This window comes from Rahnella sp. BCC 1045 (genome assembly GCF_019049615.1).
GTDB classification, from domain to species: domain Bacteria; phylum Pseudomonadota; class Gammaproteobacteria; order Enterobacterales; family Enterobacteriaceae; genus Rahnella; species Rahnella contaminans.
The window spans coordinates 56,375-75,484 of record NZ_JAFMOZ010000121.1 but is presented as its reverse complement, the minus strand read 5'-3'; the positions used below and the strand labels follow the sequence as shown (position 1 = coordinate 75,484).

17 protein-coding genes and 1 pseudogene are annotated in these 19,110 nt (G+C 55.4%); 12 read left to right on the top strand and 6 right to left on the bottom strand.

Annotation, left to right across the window (positions count from 1 at the left end):
- The first annotated feature begins 8 nt into the window (after positions 1-8).
- The 11 genes and pseudogenes from J1782_RS10290 to J1782_RS10240 all read left to right on the top strand — a co-directional run bounded on the left by J1782_RS10290 (position 9) and on the right by J1782_RS10240 (position 11,848).
- Positions 9-1,604, top strand: a complete 1,596-nt coding sequence (locus J1782_RS10290) for an ABC transporter substrate-binding protein (RefSeq protein ID WP_208950729.1) — start codon at positions 9-11, stop codon at positions 1,602-1,604.
- A complete protein-coding gene (locus J1782_RS10285; RefSeq protein WP_152326277.1) occupies positions 1,601-2,614 on the top strand; it encodes an ABC transporter permease in 1,014 nt (337 codons plus the stop codon). Before J1782_RS10290 ends, J1782_RS10285 begins: the two co-directional genes overlap by 4 nt.
- Positions 2,611-3,537: an ABC transporter permease gene (locus tag J1782_RS10280; RefSeq protein ID WP_152326278.1), complete on the top strand. Its 927-nt coding sequence runs from the start codon at positions 2,611-2,613 to the stop codon at positions 3,535-3,537. The genes J1782_RS10285 and J1782_RS10280 overlap by 4 nt, the downstream gene beginning before the upstream one ends.
- Positions 3,537-4,367: an ABC transporter ATP-binding protein gene (locus J1782_RS10275; RefSeq protein ID WP_104921972.1), complete on the top strand. Its 831-nt coding sequence runs from the start codon at positions 3,537-3,539 to the stop codon at positions 4,365-4,367. The genes J1782_RS10280 and J1782_RS10275 overlap by 1 nt, the downstream gene beginning before the upstream one ends.
- Entirely contained in the window at positions 4,364-5,137 is a 774-nt protein-coding gene (locus J1782_RS10270) for an ABC transporter ATP-binding protein (protein WP_217153092.1), read from the top strand. Before J1782_RS10275 ends, J1782_RS10270 begins: the two co-directional genes overlap by 4 nt.
- Before the next feature lie 78 nt (positions 5,138-5,215).
- Positions 5,216-6,775, top strand: coding sequence for a serine hydrolase (locus J1782_RS10265; protein ID WP_217153091.1), 1,560 nt, complete (start codon positions 5,216-5,218; stop codon positions 6,773-6,775).
- Positions 6,776-7,001: 226 nt separating this feature from the next.
- A pseudogene (locus tag J1782_RS10260) lies at positions 7,002-7,403 on the top strand (FAD-dependent oxidoreductase); the annotation flags it as partial.
- 400 nt (positions 7,404-7,803) lie between these two features.
- Complete coding sequence (locus J1782_RS10255) at positions 7,804-8,280, top strand: heme-binding protein (protein WP_152326282.1); 477 nt, start codon at positions 7,804-7,806, stop codon at positions 8,278-8,280.
- Positions 8,281-8,354: 74 nt separating this feature from the next.
- Complete coding sequence (locus J1782_RS10250; protein ID WP_217153090.1) at positions 8,355-8,909, top strand: sorbitol dehydrogenase family protein; 555 nt, start codon at positions 8,355-8,357, stop codon at positions 8,907-8,909.
- On the top strand, positions 8,902-10,506 hold the full coding sequence (locus J1782_RS10245; RefSeq protein WP_152326284.1) for a GMC family oxidoreductase: 1,605 nt from the start codon (positions 8,902-8,904) through the stop codon (positions 10,504-10,506). Before J1782_RS10250 ends, J1782_RS10245 begins: the two co-directional genes overlap by 8 nt.
- 22 nt (positions 10,507-10,528) lie before the next feature.
- Positions 10,529-11,848 (top strand): cytochrome c, encoded by a 1,320-nt coding sequence (locus J1782_RS10240; protein WP_217153089.1) that lies wholly within the window; start codon positions 10,529-10,531, stop codon positions 11,846-11,848.
- Positions 11,849-11,878: 30 nt separating this feature from the next.
- On the opposite strand, the gene J1782_RS10235 is transcribed toward J1782_RS10240, so the two are convergent.
- A complete protein-coding gene (locus J1782_RS10235) occupies positions 11,879-12,985 on the bottom strand; it encodes a GGDEF domain-containing protein (RefSeq protein ID WP_254303039.1) in 1,107 nt (368 codons plus the stop codon).
- A 270-nt stretch (positions 12,986-13,255) separates the two neighbouring features.
- On the opposite strand from J1782_RS10235, the gene dauA reads away from it, so the two are divergent.
- Entirely contained in the window at positions 13,256-14,923 is a 1,668-nt protein-coding gene (gene dauA / locus J1782_RS10230) for a C4-dicarboxylic acid transporter DauA (protein ID WP_152326287.1), read from the top strand.
- 75 nt (positions 14,924-14,998) lie between these two features.
- Here the strand turns inward: dauA and kdsA are convergent, their stop codons facing one another.
- The 5 genes from kdsA to prfA form a co-directional block, all read right to left on the bottom strand.
- Entirely contained in the window at positions 14,999-15,853 is an 855-nt protein-coding gene (gene kdsA / locus J1782_RS10225; protein ID WP_152326288.1) for a 3-deoxy-8-phosphooctulonate synthase, read from the bottom strand.
- Positions 15,854-15,949: 96 nt separating this feature from the next.
- On the bottom strand, positions 15,950-16,759 hold the full coding sequence (gene sirB1 / locus J1782_RS10220; protein WP_152326289.1) for an invasion regulator SirB1: 810 nt from the start codon (positions 16,757-16,759) through the stop codon (positions 15,950-15,952).
- Positions 16,760-16,761: 2 nt separating this feature from the next.
- Positions 16,762-17,151, bottom strand: a complete 390-nt coding sequence (locus J1782_RS10215) for a SirB2 family protein (RefSeq protein WP_152326290.1) — start codon at positions 17,149-17,151, stop codon at positions 16,762-16,764.
- A 43-nt stretch (positions 17,152-17,194) separates the two neighbouring features.
- On the bottom strand, positions 17,195-18,028 hold the full coding sequence (gene prmC, locus J1782_RS10210; RefSeq protein WP_217153088.1) for a peptide chain release factor N(5)-glutamine methyltransferase: 834 nt from the start codon (positions 18,026-18,028) through the stop codon (positions 17,195-17,197).
- The gene (gene prfA, locus J1782_RS10205; protein ID WP_152326292.1) at positions 18,028-19,110 is read right to left on the bottom strand and encodes a peptide chain release factor 1; all 1,083 of its coding nucleotides are present in this window, start codon (positions 19,108-19,110) and stop codon (positions 18,028-18,030) included. Before prfA ends, prmC begins: the two co-directional genes overlap by 1 nt.

Genomic DNA, 19,110 nt, shown 5'->3' with positions numbered 1-19,110 from the left:
GAGTAGTTATGGTTACCAGGCGTCAATTTGTTACCGGTTTTTCTGCAATACCTGTGCTGTCATACCTTAAATTTGATTCCGTGTTTGCGGCCACGCCCGCCTCGATTCTGGTGATGGCGATCCAACTCGACATCATTACCAGCCTTGACCCGCATGAAAGCTTCGAGTCCGTGGGCAGCGAAATTACCGGCAATATGTATCAGCAACTGGTGAAACCCAAGCTGGCCTCCCCTGATGAAATCGAAGGCGATCTGGCCCTGTCATGGACCGCTTCCGACGATAAAAAAACCTTTACCTTCAAACTGGATCCGAAAGCCAAATGGGCCGACGGCAAACCGGTTACCGCTGAAGATGCCGCGTTCTCCCTGCAACGCGTAGTCAAACTAGACAAGAGCCCGGCGTATATCATCAACCAGTTTGGCTATACCAAAGACAACGTCGACAGTATGATCACCGCCACTGACGCCGAAACTCTGGTGATCAAAACCGCTGAACCGGCTTCCGAATCTTTCCTCTTATATTGCCTGACCGCCAACGTCGGCAGCATCGTGCAGAAATCCGCCTGTCTGGCGAATCAGGCCGGTGAGGATTTGGGTAACGCCTGGCTGAAGAAAAACAGCGCCGGTTCCGGGGCCTTCAAACTGCGTGACTGGAAAGTCAGTGAATCCGTCATTCTCGAAAGCAACAAGAACAACCCGCACGCGGGCAAAATCCAGCGCATCATCATGCGCCACATTATCGACCCGTCTGCCCAGCTGCTGATGTTGCAAAAAGGCGATATCGATATCGCACGTAACCTGACCACCGAACAGCTGCGTCCGCTGTTGAAAGACAAAAACTTCACGCTGGTTCAGAAAGGAATTGCCGGAACATTCATGCTTTCCGCCAATACCGCGCACCCGAACCTGGCGAAACCGCAGGTCTGGCAGGCGATCAAATGGGCGATCGATTACGAAAACATTCAGCAGCATATCGTGCCGCTGACGCACAAAATCCATCAGAGCTTCCTGCCTGAAGGTTTCCCGGCGGCGGTGAACACCATCATGTACAAACGCGACGTGGCGAAATCCAAAGCGCTGCTGGCCGAAGCCGGTTTCCCGAACGGGTTTGAAATCACGCTCGATCATTATTCCGCGTCCCCTTCTTCTGACATCGTGCAGGCATTGCAATCTAACCTCGCCGAAGTCGGGATTAAAGTGACGCTGCTCGCGGCAGAAAGCCGTCAGGTACTGACCAAAATGCGTGCGCGTCAGCAACAACTGGCGATGACCCAATGGGGTGCGGACTACTTTGACCCGAACTCTAACGCCGAAGCCTTTTGCAGCAACCCGGATAACACCGATGCCGCGAAAAGCCGCACGCTGGCGTGGCGTTGCAGCTGGCAGGATAAATCAATCTCTGACCTCAGCACTCAGGCGCTGAAAGAATCAGATCCCGCCACCCGCATCAAACTCTACGAAGAGTTGCAGACCAAACATATGGAAAACAGCCCGTTTGCCATCATGCTGCAACCGACCATGACCGCCGCCTGCCGTAACGTGATTTCCGGTGTGGTATTGACTGTAATGAGCACCAGCCCATACGAGAAGGTTGTTAAAGCGTGAGCAAGAGACTCAATGGATTTCTGAGTACCTGCATCAGCGTTTGTCTTACTTTGTTTGGTCTGTCGGTGGTGACTTTCTTTATCGGTCGCGTCATGCCGACGGACCCGGTTCTGGCTGCGGTGGGCGACAATGCACCGCAGGCAGTCGTTGAACGGGTTCGTCATGAAATGGGGCTGGATCAGCCCCTCTGGATGCAGTTCTTTCATTACATCAGTCAGGTCTTTCACGGTGATTTAGGCCGGTCTGCCCTGACGTCCAATCTGGTCACCACGGATATCGCGCGTTTCTTCCCGGCCACGCTGGAACTGGCCACGGCGGCGATTATTATTGCGGCCATCGTCGGCATTCCGCTGGGCGTCTGGGCGGCAACGCGTCAGGGAAGCTGGATTGACCAGACCATCCGCGTGGTGTGTTTGGCCGGTCACTCCCTGCCGGTGTTTGTGCTCGCGCTGCTCAGCCTGCTGATTTTCTACTCCGCGTTAGGCATCGCGCCCGGCCCGGGCCGTCAGGACATCATCTATCAGGACATGATCCCGCAGGTCACCGGTTTACTGACGGTCGATTCGCTGATCGCCGGGGATATGGGGGCATTTTGGGATGCGCTGGCGCACATGGCTCAGCCAGTTCTGATCCTCGCCTATTTCAGCATGGCCTACATCACGCGTATGACCCGCACTTTCATGCTCAACGCGCTCGGCGGCGAATACGTCATCACCGCGCGCGCCAAAGGGCTGTCAGCACAGCGTGTCATCTGGAAACACGCGTTTCCGACCGTAGGCGTTCAGCTGATTACGGTTCTGGCCCTGACTTACGCCGGTTTACTCGAGGGCGCCGTGGTCACGGAAAACGTCTTCTCGTGGCCGGGCCTCGGGCAATATCTCACCGTGTCATTAATGAACGCCGACATGAACCCGGTCATCGGCTCCACCTTGCTGATTGGCGCCATTTACGTGCTGCTTAACCTGCTGGCCGACCTTCTCTACCGACTATTGGATCCCCGCGTAACATGAGCATTTTACCTGTCACATCGCAACCCCGCGCAGGCAGCCGCGCCTGGCTGCTGGCGGATACGCCTCACACCCGCACGCAAGCGGTCTGGGGGCGCAGATACCGTATCTGGCTTGGCCTGCGCAAAAATCCACTGGCGATCACCGGCCTGTTTACCGTGCTGGTGGTTCTGCTGATTTCAATCTGTGCGCCGTGGCTGACCAGCTATGATCCGGGAACGCAGGATCTGGCGCACCGTCTGGCGAAACCGTCATCCCTGCACTGGCTCGGCACCGATGAACTGGGCCGCGACACGCTTAGCCGCATTTTGTACGGCGGACGCATCACACTCGGCATGGTGATTATCGTCGTGGCAATTGTCGCGCCGGTTGGCCTGTTGATCGGCTGCGTCGCGGGTTACGCCGGAGGCTTGCTGGATCGCATTCTGATGCGCATCACTGACATCTTTCTGGCCTTCCCGCGTCTGATTCTGGCGCTGGCTTTCGTGGCGGCGCTTAAGCCCGGCATCGAAAGCGCCATTCTTGCCATCGCCCTCACCGCCTGGCCGCCGTATGCCCGTCTGGCGCGCGCCGAAACCATGCAGGTGCGCGGCACGGATTACATTGCCGCCTGCCGTCTGACCGGCGCAACGCCCGCCCGCATTGTACTTCGTCACATCATGCCGCTGTGCGTGCCAAGTCTGGTCGTGCGCATTACGCTGGACATGAGTTCGATCATTATCACCGCCGCCAGCCTCGGATTTTTGGGCATGGGCGCACAACCGCCGTCGCCGGAATGGGGCGCGATGATTGCGACCGCACGCCGTTTCCTGTTCAGCGAATGGTGGGTGCCACTGATCCCGGCGATTGCCATTTTCGTGACTTCTCTGGCGTTTAACTTCCTCGGCGACGGGCTGCGCGACGTCCTCGATCCTAAGGAGAAATGATGCTGGTTGATATCAAAGATCTGCATATTACCTTCCAGACCAACAGCGGAAGTTTTGATGCTGTTCGCGGCGTTTCGCTCTCTCTGGGCAAGGAAAAGTTCGGTATCGTGGGCGAAAGCGGTTCGGGGAAATCCCTGACCGCGCGCTGTCTGATGAACCTGTTGCCGTCCAGCGCGAAATGCCGCGCGGAAACACTCTCTTTCGACGGCATTGATCTGCGTAATGCCAGTGAAAAACAGATGCGCCAGATACGCGGAAAGCGCGTCGGCTTTATCCTTCAGGATCCGAAATACTCGCTCAATCCGGTGATGCCGGTTGGCAAACAGGTGGCCGAAGCATGGCAGACACACAAGGGTGGCTCGAACAAACAGGCGATGAATGCTGCCATTGAACTGCTCGATCAGGTGAAAATCCGTGAGCCGCATAAAGTGGCACAACGTTACGCGCATGAAGTCTCCGGCGGTATGGGCCAGCGCGTCATGATTGCCATGATGCTGGCACCGGATCCTGAACTGATGATTGCCGACGAACCCACCAGCGCGCTCGATGCGACCGTTCAGGCAGAAATTCTGCGTTTGCTGGATGACCTGGTGTCCAGCCGCGGAATGGGCCTGATTCTGATCAGCCACGATTTGCCGCTGGTCTCCAAATTCTGCGACCGCGTGGCGGTGATGTACGCGGGGCGCATCGTCGAAACGTTACAGGCCGGTGATTTGCTGAAAGCCCAACATCCTTACACGCGCGGGTTGCTGGAATGCCTGCCGTCGCTGAAACATCCGCGTGACAGACTGCCGGTGCTGGTGCGTGATGAAGCCTGGAAAACCTCATGACAGTAGAATCCCCTTCTTTAGATAACAGCAAAATCATCCTCAATAACCTGCGCATTGCGTTCGGCGATACGGAAGTGGTCAAAGGCGTCAGCTTCAGCGTGGCACCCGGCGAATGCTTTGGCATTGTCGGCGAAAGCGGCTCGGGTAAATCCACGATTTTACGCGCGCTGGCCGGGCTGAACCGGTCGTGGTCGGGTGAAATGGTGATTGGCGGCGAAGACCAGATGCCGGTGCGGCAGAAACGATTTTTCCGCCGTGTGCAGATGGTTTTTCAGGATCCGTACGGCTCGCTGCATCCGCGTCAGACCATCGACCGCATTCTGAGTGAACCGCTGATCGTTCACGGTTTCCTGAATATCGAAAAGCGCATTACCGGCGCTCTGGCTGAAGTCGGGCTGCCGCAGGCAGTGCGTTTTCGCTTCCCGCACCAGCTTTCCGGCGGACAGCGCCAGCGTGTGGCGATTGCGCGGGCGATGATTTCAGAACCGGAAATCCTGTTGCTTGATGAACCTACGTCGGCGCTGGACGTTTCGGTTCAGGCCGAAATTCTGAACCTGCTGAGCGATCTGCGTGAGCGCCGGAAACTGACCTATATTCTGGTCAGCCACAATCTGGCCGTCGTAGCGCATCTTTGCACCAGCATCGGCGTCATGATTGGTGGTGAAATGGTCGAGCTTCTGAGTGCAGACGATTTGCGGACAGGCAACGTCACCCATCCGCACACAGCAGAGTTAAGATCGTTAAGTCTCAGTTTAGAGGAGCCCGAATAGCCCCGGCGGCGGATTCGGTTTTCACGGGCAGTCCGGGCTGCCCGTCTTATTCACTGATGGACAATTAAGGAGATGTTAATGACATCCACCGCACAGTCTGCTTTACAGTGGCAGGCGGCTGAAACGACAGCAAAACGCATCACTGAAAAATGGAATAAACCCGGTGAACCGGGTGGCGCAATCACCCTTTTTGACAGCAAAACGCTGCGCGCTTACGCCACCGGCGGCCTGTCGAATCTGACGACCACCGAACCTTTCAGCGTTGATTCCGTTGTGCGTTATGCCTCCGTCACCAAACATATTTTTGCCGCTCTCGCACTGCTTCGCAGTGATGCAGGACTTTCCCTCAGCGATACCCTCGGCCAGTATTTACCCCAGCTAAAAGCCCCGATGGCACAAGTGACGATAGGTCAGGCGCTGGACATGACCGGCGGTTTGCCGGACGTGCGCGAAACCTTATCGCTGCTGGGCGTATCGGTCTATAACGTCAGCGAAGCCGGGGCGATCATGGATTTTCTGGCGCAGGACGGCGCGCTGAATTTCCCGGCGGGTACCGAGATTTCTTACAGTAATACCGGCTACCGGCTGGTGGAGGAGATCCTGAAACAAAAAGGCATTCTGTTCGAAGACCTGCTGCAAAAGCATATCGCGCAACCGCTGGACATTGCTTTCCACGCGCCGGAAACCTGGTTTGATATCGTCCACGGGCTGGTGCCAGGCTACTGGCAGGATGCGACCGGCTGGAAAACCGCCGTCGCAGGTCTGCATCTTTCTGCGTCCGGCAGCCTGACCGGCAGCGCGCGATCATTGAGCGTCTGGCTGCAAAGCTTACTCAGCAATACCGGCCCCGGCGCAGGCGTGCTGAAAACCCTCACACAGCAACGTTATCTGCACGGCGATATTCCGTCGGCTTACGGTCTGGGCACCACGTCTTCACAAATCGGTGAACATACGGTTTACGGCCACGGCGGCTCGCATGCCGGCTACAAAACCTATTTCCTGTTGCATCCTGAGCTGGACGCCGGCGTGGCGCTGGTTTCCAACCGTGAAGACACCACCGCGTACACTCACGCACTGGAAGTCATGTCCGCCCTGCTCGCCGCCCCGTTACCGCCGCGCAGCAACGCGCTGCCGGACGGTCTTTACGCCAGCACCGCCGAGCCGTACTGGCTGAAAGTCAGCAACGGCACCGCCAGCTATCTCGGTTCCGCCGACAACTTATATCAGGGCGAAGATGCAGAAGAAGCCATTACGCTTTCCGCACACATGCCGATGCGTTTGCGCTGGGACGGCAAAGCAATTCAGGGAGAAATCGGCCATGCATCGCGGTATTTCACGCCAGTCGTACCCAATGATTGCCTGAAAATGGTTCAGGGGCGCTGGTACCATCCCGAATCCAAAGCCGCGTTTGATATCGAAGGCGATCAGCTCAGGATTGGCGTCGGCACTTTACGCGCCTGCGGGCAACTGACGTCGCTCGGCGCAGGGCGTCTGCTGGTCGAACTCCCCGACGGGCCGTGGAAGAAAAACTTCTGCCTCTACTTCCAGGGTTACAGCGTCCGGCTGGTATCAAACCGCAGCCGTGTACTGAATTTCCGTCGTGACGAATGCCGTATCAGCTGGCCGGCGACGAAATAAACCGGCCACATCCGCCGCCCCGCGTTTACCGGTTATTCCGGGTCAATGCGGGGTGGCGACAAGTTCGGTGAATGATTTCCCCCGAAGTTGACCTCACTTAAAACCTGTAAAAATGCCTGTTCCTGACGGGAAAACCCGTGCTGACGCCCAATTGAAAATTCGCTCAAAATCTGGACGCAAAATTAACCTTTATTTATTTGTGGTTAATTACCAAGGCTGAAATGTTGTTTGCGGGATCCGTTTGTTACGCACCGCCCCCGGCGCAACGGATGCCAGCGGACGGCGTCGCCCCGAAACGATCCCCGGTTCTGAATTTTTGCTTGAGGCCGATGCCATTATCATGGCGTTCGGATTCCAGCCGCACGCCATGCCGTGGCTGAACGAACTGGCCGTTGAGCGTGATTCGGCCGGGCGTCTGGTCACGTCGCACGCGGGAGCTTTCCCGAACCAGACCAGCCATCCGCAGATTTTTGCCGGAGGCGATGCGGTGCGCGGCGCGGATCTTGTGGTGACCGCAATGGACGACGGACGTCAGGCGGCAAGCAGTATTATCGCCTGGCTGGAAAACCGCGATCGCGCCATTGCGGGGCTCTCACCGGAAGGCAGCCTGTTTCCCATGACGCACTGAAATCTCGCGCATATGCCATCACAAAAAACCTCTTTAACGGGAGGTTTTTTTGTTAATTGGATCACACTTCGTTAATACAAACGGATCACTTGGTACATAACAGCACAAAATGCTCACCCCTTATTCTGCAAGGCTTGCAAGCCCGATTTGATGAAAATACCCCCACAAACCCCCTGTAAGAATTAGTTGCCAGCCGCAACCGTCACTTCTGCTATTTTGTTAATTGAATTAACATCCACGAAACAAAAAGCAATAACACTTTCTTCGTTGTGGCATTAAGAAGCATCGATAAATGCTCAGCCCGACAACGTTATTGGCTTTTAACTTATTTATTTTCAGCGTTTTTATTTCAAAACACTTTCAAGGCAATGTTGTTGCTACTGTTACAAGGGATGAGTCTATGTCTGTAAAAAAACACACCGCTAAAACACTACTTTGTGTCTCCTCACTGCTGTTCTCTGCCACATCCGCCTTCGCTGCCGGGCATCCTCAGCTCGATAATGCCCAGGCAGCCAAAGTGATCGACAGCGTTAAATCCACGCTGGCCGAACAGCATAGCACCGGCTGCGTGGCCGTTGTTGACGCATCTGGTTCATTACTGGCATTCCAGCGCCTCGACGGTTCTCCGGCCGGTTGTGTCGATGCGTCAATCGGTAAAGCCCGCACCTCTGCGCTGTATCACGCGCCGTCGCTAAAATTCATGCAGCGTCTGGCCGGTGGCGAAACCACGGTGCTGGCGATCCCGCATGCGGTTGCGCTGGGCGGCGGGTTCCCGCTGACCCTGAACGGCGAAGTGGTTGGCGCCGTGGGCGTCAGCACACCGAAGCAGGATATTGATAACCAGTCTTCTGAAAAAGCGGCCGGCGTCCTGAAATAACAGGCACTTTTCTACAATCCTTCTTGTTGACGGTCACGCCCGTGGCCGTTTCAGAACGTATACGGAATTTCAGCATGATCAATCTCTCTCGTCGCCGGATGGTTCTCGGCACCGCGGGCGTGCTGGCTGCGGGTTTTGGCAGCCAGCTGCTTGGCGGTGGCGTATTTGCCACACTGGCGCATGCCGCACCACCACTGGCTTCAGCCATCACCATGCCCGCCGGGTTTATGACGCTGTCAAAACAGCTGACCGGCATGGCGTCGCTCGAACCGCATCTCGGCCAGGCACTCTACAGCTGGCTGCATGATAAGCAACTTGATGCCCAGCTCGACGCCCTTTCCGCGCTGCTCACCGCACATGACGGCGTGGTCGGCGATGACCTGCATCAGCTGCTGGCACAACAACCCGCGGAACTGGCGCAGCTCTATCAGCAACTGGTCAGCGGCTGGTACCTCGGCGTGGTCGGCCAGCCCGGCAGCCAGAAATGCATCGGATTCGAAAACATCGTCAGCTATCAGCTGCTGAAAAATAACCTGCTGCCGCCAAGCTACGCGCCGGGTGAGCCGAATTTCTGGGTTAACAAACCTGCCACAACGCAACAAAATTCCCCGGAGGTCACTCATGGCTGATGCGCTGAATGCTGACGTCGTCGTCATTGGTGCCGGTATCGCCGGTTCTCTTGCCGCGCTGAAAATGGTGAAAGCCGGTGTTTCCGTGCTGATGCTGGATTCCGGCCCGGTGATCAAACGTGACGAAGCAGTCGAACTGTTTCGTCAGTCGCCACTGAAAGGCGATTTTACCGAACCCTATCCGCCAAAACCCTGGGCTCCGCAACCCAAATTCCAGCCAAAAGATAACAACTATCTGATCCAGAAAGGTCCGGATCTGTATGCCGCGCAATACCTGCGCGGCGTCGGTGGCACTACCTGGCACTGGGCGGGACAGGCATTCCGTTTGCTGCCAAACGACATGAAAATCAAAACGCTGTACGGCATCGGACGCGACTGGCCCATCAGTTATGAAGAGCTGGAACCGTACTACACCGAAGCCGAAATACAGATGGGCGTTTCCGGTGACGATGCGCTGGATTCCCCGCGTTCGCAGCCGTATCCGCTGCCGGGCATTCCGCTGCCTTACGGCTTTGACCGCATCAGCAAACGTATTGCCAAACTGGGTTATGTGTTGGGCATCGGCCCGCAGGCGCGCAACAGTATTCCTTACGATGGCCGCCCTGCCTGCTGCGGCAACAATAACTGCATGCCGGTCTGCCCGATTGATGCGCAATACCACGGCGGCATTTCCGCCCGTAAAGCCATCGAAGCCGGTGTCCGCGTGATTGCCAATGCCGTGGTGTACAAGATTGAAGCCAGCGACAGCGGTGAGATTGTTGCCGTGCATTATCTCGACGCCGACAAAGTCACGCACAAAGTCACCGGTAAGCGTTTCGTCCTGACCGCCAACGGCATCGAAAGCCCGAAACTGCTGCTGATGTCCACCAGTGATAAATACCCAGACGGCATCGCCAACAGTTCCGGCATGGTCGGCCGTAACCTGATGGATCACCCCGGCACCTCGGTAGAGTTCTATGCCGATGAACCGGTGTATTTCGGCCGCGGCCCGATGCGTCCGGGCAGTATCAATAACCTGCGCGACGGTGAATTCCGCAGCGACCGATCCGCGTTACGTATCGACGTCGCCAATACGTCTCCGGTGCGTTATCTCACGGAACGGCTGGTGCGTCAGGGCTATTACGGCAAAGCGCTGAACGACAAACTGGCGTTCCAGTCCGAGCGTTTTATCCAGTTGAAATGCCTGCTGGAAATGCTGCCGGAGCCGGAAAACCGCGTGGTGCTGAGTAAAACTGAGAAAGACGAATGGGGCATTCCGCGTCTGGAAGTCCACTACAAATTCCCGGAATACGTACATCGCGGCTATGACCAGTCAATGCTCGATTTCCAGAAGATCGTCAAAGAGATGGGCGGCACCGAAGTGGTGTACAGCAAGCGTGGCGTTTACGACAACAACCAGCACATCACCGGCACCATGATTATGGGCAGCGATCCGAAGGATTCCGTGGTGGATGGCGACTGTCGTACGCATGACCACCCGAACCTGTTCATTGCCGGTACCGGCATTATGCCGTCGGCCTCCACGGTGAACTCCACGCTGTCCGGTACAGCACTGGCATTACGCATGGCGGACACGGTGCTGAAAAGCCTGGCCTGATTGATTTTCTGAGGACTGAGCAATGAAAATGAAATTCATGCTGGCGATGCTGCCGTTAGTGGCAGCGACCAGCGCCTGGGCGGATGACGCCTCCGGTAATGCAGAACTTATCAAACGCGGCGAATATCTGGCGACTGCCGGTGACTGCACCGCGTGTCATACGGCACCGGGTGCGGATAAAACCGCGAAATTTGGCGGCGGTTACCCGCTGGCCTCGCCGTTTGGGGTGATTTACGGCACCAATATTTCCTCCGATAAAGAATTTGGTATCGGCAGCTGGACGGATGATGAGTTCGTGCGTGCGGTGCGGGAAGGTGTCGGCAAAGACGGACAACAGCTGTATCCGGCGATGCCGTATGACTCTTTCACTAAGATGAGACGCGACGACGTGCTGGCGGTGAAAGCTTATCTGATGTCGCTGCCCGCGGTGCATTCCGCCGGGCCGCAAACCGATTTGTCTTTCCCGTTCAACCAGCGCTGGGGCATGCGCGTGTGGAAGTTATTTAACTTCGATAAAGGCGAGCTGAAAAACGATCCTTCCAAATCTGCGGACTGGAACCGTGGGGCTTATCTGGTGGAAGCGCTTGAACACTGTGGCACCTGCCACACGCCGCGCACGCTGACCATGGGCATGGACACCAACAAAGCGTTTTCCGGCGGTGATTTAGGTTCCTGGGTGGCGTTTAACATCACGCCGGACAAAAACGCCGGGATCGGCACCTGGTCGCAACAGGAACTGGTGACGTACCTGAAAACCGGTTTTGTGGCCGGGAAAGCGTCAGCGTCCGGTGCGATGGGTGAAGCTATCGAGCACAGCCTGCAACATCTGTCTGACAGCGACCTGAACGCGATCGCGACCTATATCCGTTCCGTACCGGCTGTTGGTGACGACAAGCAGACCAAACCGCGCGATGCCTGGGGCCAACAGAATCAGGATGTGTATCCTCTGCGCGCCGAAGGCCAGACGGTGAATGAATCCGCCGCCGCGCTGTTTAACGCCAGCTGCGCAGCCTGTCACGGTAAAGGCGGCGCGGGCAGCGGAGAAGGATTCCACGCCTATCCGTCGCTGTTCAGCCACACCAGCACCGGTTCATATGACAGCCGGAATCAGGTTTCGGTGATCTTAAACGGCGTCCAGCGCCATATGGATAAAGGCGAAATCATGATGCCTTCGTTCGCTAACCAGCTGAATGATGAGCAGATTGCGACGCTGAGCAACTATGTCAGTACGCAGTTTGGGGATCCGGCAGGCGCAACGGTGACGGCGAAAGACGTGGCGAAAATGCGTAAAGACGCGGATCTGACCTATCCGCCAAAAATTGAAGAAGGCACGCAGAAGTAGCGGTAAACAGGGAGCCGTAAAGGCTCCTTTTTACATTCTTTGCGGATGGCGTTTAGCGCCGAGCGCGGCCAGCGTCAGAATTGAACTGGCTACAACGCAGTTTTTCCCTTTCCGTTTCGCTTCGTATAACGAAAAATCGGCCAGTTTCAGCGATTTACGGATAATCATGCCGGGTAAATATAGCGATACCCCCAGTGACACTGTCACTCTCAGCGTGCGGCCATCTTCGAGGATAATCACGCAATCCTCCACTTCCTTGCGGATACGTTCTGCAATCGCCAGTAATGTGGCAGGATCATACGCTGACGTCATCACCAGAAACTCCTCGCCGCCGTAACGCCCGGCAAAATCCTCGTTGCGCGTCAGGTGACGTAATAATCGTCCTACCTCAATTAATACACGGTCGCCCACCAGATGGCCTAGCGTGTCATTTACACGTTTGAAGTTATCAATATCCAGCAGAATTAACCCGCAGGCTTCGCGCTGAATTTGCCGCTGAGCCAGCCAGTAATCCAGACTGGCGCGGTTATTGATTTGCGTCAGCTCATCGGTTGCGGCCTTCACGCGGATGGTGAAGACTTTATTCATGTATATTTCTTTATAATTCAGCGCGTGATAACAGAGGATCATGCAGCAGGCGGCAATCGCCTGATAAAAAATCAGCTCGGTCCACGGCACTTCAATACCGTGAATTCCGGAAACCAGCGCCAGACGGAAAATACCGACCAGCACGATCGTAATATACAGTTCGCGATGTTTACGCCTTCTCCAGACGCGAAATAAAAACAGCGTGCCGAGAATAATGCCCATAAACAGATTATTCAGCGTGAACATCCCGCTGAAGAGAAACGCCACGAAATAGCTGGTTAACCCGCTGAGCCAGCCGCCGAAAAAAGTCACTAAAATCATCGGCAACATTTCAAAACTGAACGACAGATTTTCGGTCAGCACCAGCTGGTTACCGCGCAGGTATAATGCCGTGATCCCCGCGACCAATCCAAACGCCAGCCGTTTCCAGTGGGCGCCTTTAAACGTAAAAGGTTCACTGCGGCTCAGTACAAAAAAACTGATTGAAAGCGTGGCGTAGGTGACGCAAATATCCCCATACAAACTTCCCAGTGACATGATGTCCGGCATAGATAACGGCGCCCTCTCACGCTTTCCCTGACCGATTTACGGGTATTAACTTAAATATAGATGATGAATGCCTCCGTCGTGTGCGTCAGTGAAATAACTGGCGACACGTCACATTGCCAGCAATCATAATAATGCGAAGTCCGTATCCGGCTGCATTGCCCTGCTTTGATTTAGGTCCATGCAAAATCAGTGTAACCGGCGTAGGCTACAAATTTCCGGTGAAGGAAGACCGGGTTCTTTTCAATATTTTCTCCAGGTGGTTTACGCCCTATGAATACCTCAGGAAGACGCCATGTCAGCCTTTTCAGCGCCCTGACAGACGCCTGTTTTCGTGAAAAATATACCCTTCAGCGTTTACTCAAAGATGCCATTGCAGGCGTCACCGTGGGAATCATCGCCATCCCGCTGGCGATGGCACTGGCGATTGGCAGCGGGGTTCCGCCGCAGTACGGGCTGTACACATCGGCAATTGCGGGCATCGTTATTGCCATTTTCGGTGGCTCGCGTTTCAGCGTTTCCGGCCCCACGGCGGCGTTTGTCGTCATTCTCTATCCGGTTTCACAGCAGTTCGGTTTATCAGGATTATTGCTGGCGACGCTGATGTCCGGGTTTATTCTGCTGCTGATGGGCCTCGCGCGTTTTGGCCGGTTAATCGAATATATTCCGCTGCCGGTGACGCTCGGCTTTACGTCGGGCATTGCGATCACCATCGGGACGATGCAGTTCAAAGATTTCTTTGGCCTGACGATGACGAGCGTGCCGGAACATTACCTCAGTAAAGTTGCCGCGCTGGTGATGGCGCTGCCAACGCTGGATATCGGCGATGCGGCAATTGGTATCGTCACGCTTGGCGTGCTGATTTTGTGGCCGAAGCTCGGGCTGCGCGTGCCCGGCCATCTGCCTGCATTACTCGCCGGTTGCGCCGTGATGGCAGTTTTCATGCAGGCCGGGCATCCGGTTGCCACCATCGGTTCGCGTTTTCACTTCCTTTTGCCGGATGGCACGCAGGGCAACGGCATTCCGCCGATCCTGCCGCAGTTCGCGCTGCCGTGGACACAGCCTGACGGCAGCGGCCTGAGCTGGTCGCTGGTTCAGGCATTGCTCCCCGCCGCATTTTCCATGGCGATGCTCGGCGCGATTGAATCATTGCTGTGCGCGGTGGTGCTCGACGGCATGACCGGCAAAAAACACCACTCGGATAATGAGCTGATCGGTCAGGGTATTGGCAACATGGTCAGCCCGTTCTTTGGCGGTATTACTGCCACGGCGGCCATTGCGCGGTCGGCGGCGAACGTGCGTGCCGGTGCGACATCGCCGGTTTCCGCCATTATTCACTCTCTGCTGGTCATTCTTGCCCTGCTCATTCTTGCTCCGCTGCTTTCGTGGCTTCCGCTGGCGGCGATGGCAGCACTGCTGCTGATGGTGGCGTGGAATATGAGTGAAGCGCATAAAGTGGTGGATTTACTGCGCCGCGCGCCGAAAGACGACATTCTGGTGATGCTGACCTGCATGAGCCTGACGGTATTGTTCGATATGGTGATTGCGATTACGGCCGGGATTGTGATGGCTTCACTGCTGTTTATGCGCCGTATTGCCCGGCTGACGCGCCTGACTGAAGTTGCCGTCGAAACACCGGATAACACACTGGTTCTGCGCGTCAACGGGCCGTTATTCTTTGCTGCCGCCGAGCGCATTTTCAGTGAACTCCAGGCGCGAGCCGGGGGCAAAAAAGTGATCGTCCTGCTGTGGGATCGCGTCGCCGTTCTTGATGCCGGCGGCGTTAACGCCTTACGCAATTTCATCGACACACTGCCGGAAGATACGGAACTGCGCATTGCAGAAATCCCTTTTCAGCCTCTGAAAACGCTGGCGCGCGCCAGAATGCAGCCGGTCGAAGGCCGCCTGAGCTTCCACGGGAGTCTGGCGGAGGCGCTGTAAATCTTTAAAACTTCTGTTGTAGAAACAACAAAGGCGACCCGAGGGTCGCCTTTTTACTGACATTCAAACCACAAATTACTTGCTGGTATCGAGCGCCGGGAAGCTTTTCACCAGATCGTCGATGGCTTTCATCTGAACCAGGAATGGCTCCAGTTTGTCAAGCGGCAACGCTGACGGGCCGTCGCATTTCGCGTGAGCCGGATCTTCATGTGCTTCGATGAACAGGCCTGCGATACCGACCGCCATACCTGCGCGTGCCAGTTCTGCAACCTGCGCACGACGGCCGCCGGAAGCCGCGCCAAACGGGTCACGGGTTTGCAGTGCGTGAGTCACGTCGAAGATCACCGGGTGACCGCCCGTTGCGTTGATCATCACGTTCATGCCCAGCATGTCGACAACCAGGTTGTCGTAACCGAAGTTACTGCCGCGATCGCACAGGATAACCTGATCGTTGCCGCCTTCTTTGAATTTATCCACGATGTTACCCATCTGCCCCGGGCTCACGAACTGTGGTTTTTTCACGTTGATCACGGCACCCGTTTTCGCCATCGCTTCAACCAGATCAGTCTGACGAGCCAGGAAGGCAGGCAGCTGAATAACATCAACCACGTCTGCAACCGGCTGTGCCTGCCAGGATTCGTGAACGTCGGTGATGATTTTCACGCCGAAGGTTTTCTTCAGTTCCTGGAAGATTTTCATACCTTCATCCAGACCCGGACCGCGGTAGGAATGAATAGATGAGCGGTTGGCTTTATCAAAAGACGCTTTGAAAACGTAAGGAATGCCGAGTTTCTGTGTCACGGTGACGTAATGTTCACACACACGCATCGCCATATCGCGTGATTCGAGTACGTTCATCCCACCGAACAACACAAACGGCAGATCGTTGGCGACTTTAATGTCCTGAATGCTAACCACTTTATGTTTCATGCTTTGGCCTTTTTAATGGTAAATCCTTCACCGTGAAATGCGTCAACGCGTTGTCTCATCAGCATTTATCCGGTGATAACGTAAGGTAACTTAAAATCAGTGCAACGTGACTTGCTTGTGCTCAATCGAGTGGATCTGCACTTTAATCACTTCTGAAATCGGGTCTTCCGGGCACTGCTCAACAAAATAGCTGAGATCGGAAATCGCCACGTGGTCACACTCCAGTTGAGCATAAATCAGACCACGGTCGCGGATTTCATACGGGTCATCCGGATCAAACTGTAAAACCGTTTCACTCGCCCGCAGCGCCAGTTCGAACTGTTTTTCTTCCATCAGCGCCGCTTTCAGCGTGTCGAGCATTTTACGCACGATCATTGTGTTATCGGCTTCTTCCAGATCATCATCTTCGATAATCGCCGTCACGCCCAGATTCCCTTTCAGCCACACGTTAAGCATGTGCTCATTGAGCGTGTCGCCGTTGATCGGATTGAGCAACCACATTTCTTCATCCATCCAGTCAGCGCGGAGGATCAGTTGTGTCGGAAAGATGACCGGCATCAGCGGTAAATCCAGCTCATGCGCGATGTGCAGGAAAATCACGCCCAGCGAAACCGGCGTGCCCTGACGCGAAGCCAGCACCTTGTCGATCCAGATAGCGTCCGAAAGGCGGTAAACACCGCCCGCGCCACCAAATCCCCAGGTGCGGTAAAACAGTTCAATCAACACTTCAAGCTGCTGATCCTGATCAAGGTCCTCAGGAACCACGCGGCGTGCTTCATCAACCAGCGTTTGCAGCTGTTGGCGCACATCGTCCGCATTGAAATCAAAACGCACAGATTCCGTTACTTTGATCACCCCGGTACTGAGCCGGGTAGTGTTAAATTCAAAATCAGCAAGGGTACTCATAGTTATCCCATTAGAAGCGGTATTTTCGTCAGCGCCAGTTTGAGAACCAGATACAGGCAAGCGAGCGCCAGAATAAAGGCCAGCCAGCGGGTTTTCTGGCTAACAGGTCGCTTGCTCAGGGCCACAAAGCCCAGCGCGATATAGATAATAACGCCAAAAATCTTTTCGGTCAGCCAGGTTCCCTGTGGGCTGAACGGATAAAAGTGCGTGATGAAGATAAGCGAAATGCCGCTTAAAAGCAGCAAGGTGTCCACAATGTGCGGAACTATCTTCACCCAGCGTTTCTGCATCATAGCAGAACCCGACCATTTCCAAAAAAATCGTAAAACAAACAGCGCAATACTCAGGGTGATTGTGGCCAGATGGAGATGCTTTATCCAGACATACGCCATTGCCTGTTTCCTTCTTTTATCGTTTTAAATTCAATGATTTTGACTACGAAGTCCGCTGTCCGAGGCTGACGCGATCGTTGCCGCCATAATCTTTCACCGTCGAAACTTGCTGATAACCGGCATCGCACAGCAGTTTTTGTACGTCTTCCGCCTGCTGCCAGCCATGTTCGAGCAACAGCCAGCCACCTTTTTGAAGATACGCGGGTGCCGTCTGAATAATATGAGCCAGATCAGCCAGACCGGCATTTTCTGCCACAAGCGCGCTTGACGGTTCAAAACGGACATCACCCTGCGCAAGATGAGGATCCGAGGCGTCTATGTACGGCGGATTACTGGCGATCAGGGCGAACGTTTCACCGGCGACCGGCGAAAACCAGCTGCCCTGTAAAAAACGCACATTGGTGATATTCAGCTTTTGCGCGTTGTGTTTCGCCAGCGTTACCGCGTCGGGCTGCAAATCGATACCGGTCAGTTGACAGTCAGGCCGCTCACTGGCCAGCGCTAACGCAATCGCGCCCGTTCCTGTCCCCAAATCCAGTACCTTCACCGGCTCAGACGGCAGACGGGCAAGCGCCTGTTCGACCAGACATTCGGTATCCGGACGCGGAATTAACGTGGCGGGAGAAACCGACAGCGGCAACGACCAGAACTCACGTTCACCGGTCAGATAGGCAACGGGTTCACCCTGCTCGCGTCGCGCCAGCAGGGTTTCCAGTTGTAAAAGCTGAGTGGCCGTCAGCGGTGTTTCGCCAAAAGCCATAATGTAGGTTCTTGCCCGGCCAGTCACAAAGCCGAGCAGGATTTCAGCGTCACGCTTCGGGCTTTCACCCGCAGCCAGACGGCGCGTAGCCTCACGCAGCCAGCGCTGAAAATCCATTAGTCCTGCTCAGAAAGTGCTGCGAGCTGATCGGCCTGATACTCCTGCACAATCGGCTGGATCAGCGAGTCGAGTTTGCCTTCCATTACTTCATCCAGACGGTAAATTGTCAGGTTGATGCGATGATCGGTCACGCGGCCCTGAGGGAAATTGTAGGTACGGTTACGGTCAGAACGGTCACCGCTGCCCAGCAGGTTTCGGCGCGTAGAGGCTTCTTCCGCCTGACGTTTCGCCACCTCTGCCGCACGGATACGCGCACCGAGCACGGACATCGCCTTGGCTTTGTTTTTGTGCTGAGAACGTTCGTCCTGACATTCCACCACAATCCCGGTCGGAATATGGGTAATACGGATGGCAGAATCGGTGGTGTTAACGTGCTGACCACCCGCGCCGGAGGAACGGAACGTATCAATGCGCAGATCACCGGCGTTGATTTCCGGCAATTCGGCTTCCGGAATTTCCGGCATCACGGCAACGGTACAGGCTGACGTATGAATACGTCCCTGAGATTCGGTTTCCGGAACGCGCTGAACGCGATGGCCGCCGGATTCAAATTTGAACTGGCCGTACGCGCCCTCACCGCTCACTTTGGCGATGACTTCTTTATATCCACCGTGCTCGCCTTCGTTGGCGCTCACGATTTCCACACGCCAGCGACGCGATTCTGCGTAACGGCTGTACATGCGGAATAAATCACCGGCAAAAATCGCCGCTTCATCACCACCGGTTCCTGCACGAATTTCAAGGAAACACCCGCGTTCATCATCAGGGTCTTTCGGCAGTAACAGAAGCTGTAATTTTTGTTCGAGATCTTCGAGGGTAGCTTTGCAGTCTTTGATTTCGTCCTGCGCCATTTCGCGCATCTCGGGATCGTCGAGCATCATTTCGGCAGTTTCTAAATCTTCCTGCGCCTGACGCCAGGCCAGAAAACATTCGGAAACAGACGTTAACTGAGCGTATTCGCGGGAAAGACTGCGGAATTTATCCTGATCGGCAATGACGCTGGCATCGCCGAGCATCGCCTGCACTTCTTCGTGGCGCTCTTGTAACGCTTCCAGTTTGGCAACAATAGAAGGCTTCAT

Coding starts and splice junctions, on each gene's coding strand:
- J1782_RS10290 (WP_208950729.1), top strand. CDS start 9: ATGGTTACCAGGCGTCAATTTGTTACCGGTTTTTCTGCAATACCTGTG.
- J1782_RS10280 (WP_152326278.1), top strand. CDS start 2,611: ATGAGCATTTTACCTGTCACATCGCAACCCCGCGCAGGCAGCCGCGCC.
- J1782_RS10275 (WP_104921972.1), top strand. CDS start 3,537: ATGCTGGTTGATATCAAAGATCTGCATATTACCTTCCAGACCAACAGC.
- J1782_RS10270 (WP_217153092.1), top strand. CDS start 4,364: ATGACAGTAGAATCCCCTTCTTTAGATAACAGCAAAATCATCCTCAAT.
- J1782_RS10265 (WP_217153091.1), top strand. CDS start 5,216: ATGACATCCACCGCACAGTCTGCTTTACAGTGGCAGGCGGCTGAAACG.
- J1782_RS10255 (WP_152326282.1), top strand. CDS start 7,804: ATGTCTGTAAAAAAACACACCGCTAAAACACTACTTTGTGTCTCCTCA.
- J1782_RS10250 (WP_217153090.1), top strand. CDS start 8,355: ATGATCAATCTCTCTCGTCGCCGGATGGTTCTCGGCACCGCGGGCGTG.
- J1782_RS10245 (WP_152326284.1), top strand. CDS start 8,902: ATGGCTGATGCGCTGAATGCTGACGTCGTCGTCATTGGTGCCGGTATC.
- J1782_RS10240 (WP_217153089.1), top strand. CDS start 10,529: ATGAAAATGAAATTCATGCTGGCGATGCTGCCGTTAGTGGCAGCGACC.
- J1782_RS10235 (WP_254303039.1), bottom strand. CDS start 12,985: ATGCCGGACATCATGTCACTGGGAAGTTTGTATGGGGATATTTGCGTC.
- dauA (WP_152326287.1), top strand. CDS start 13,256: ATGAATACCTCAGGAAGACGCCATGTCAGCCTTTTCAGCGCCCTGACA.
- kdsA (WP_152326288.1), bottom strand. CDS start 15,853: ATGAAACATAAAGTGGTTAGCATTCAGGACATTAAAGTCGCCAACGAT.
- sirB1 (WP_152326289.1), bottom strand. CDS start 16,759: ATGAGTACCCTTGCTGATTTTGAATTTAACACTACCCGGCTCAGTACC.
- J1782_RS10215 (WP_152326290.1), bottom strand. CDS start 17,151: ATGGCGTATGTCTGGATAAAGCATCTCCATCTGGCCACAATCACCCTG.
- prmC (WP_217153088.1), bottom strand. CDS start 18,028: ATGGATTTTCAGCGCTGGCTGCGTGAGGCTACGCGCCGTCTGGCTGCG.
- prfA (WP_152326292.1), bottom strand. CDS start 19,110: ATGAAGCCTTCTATTGTTGCCAAACTGGAAGCGTTACAAGAGCGCCAC.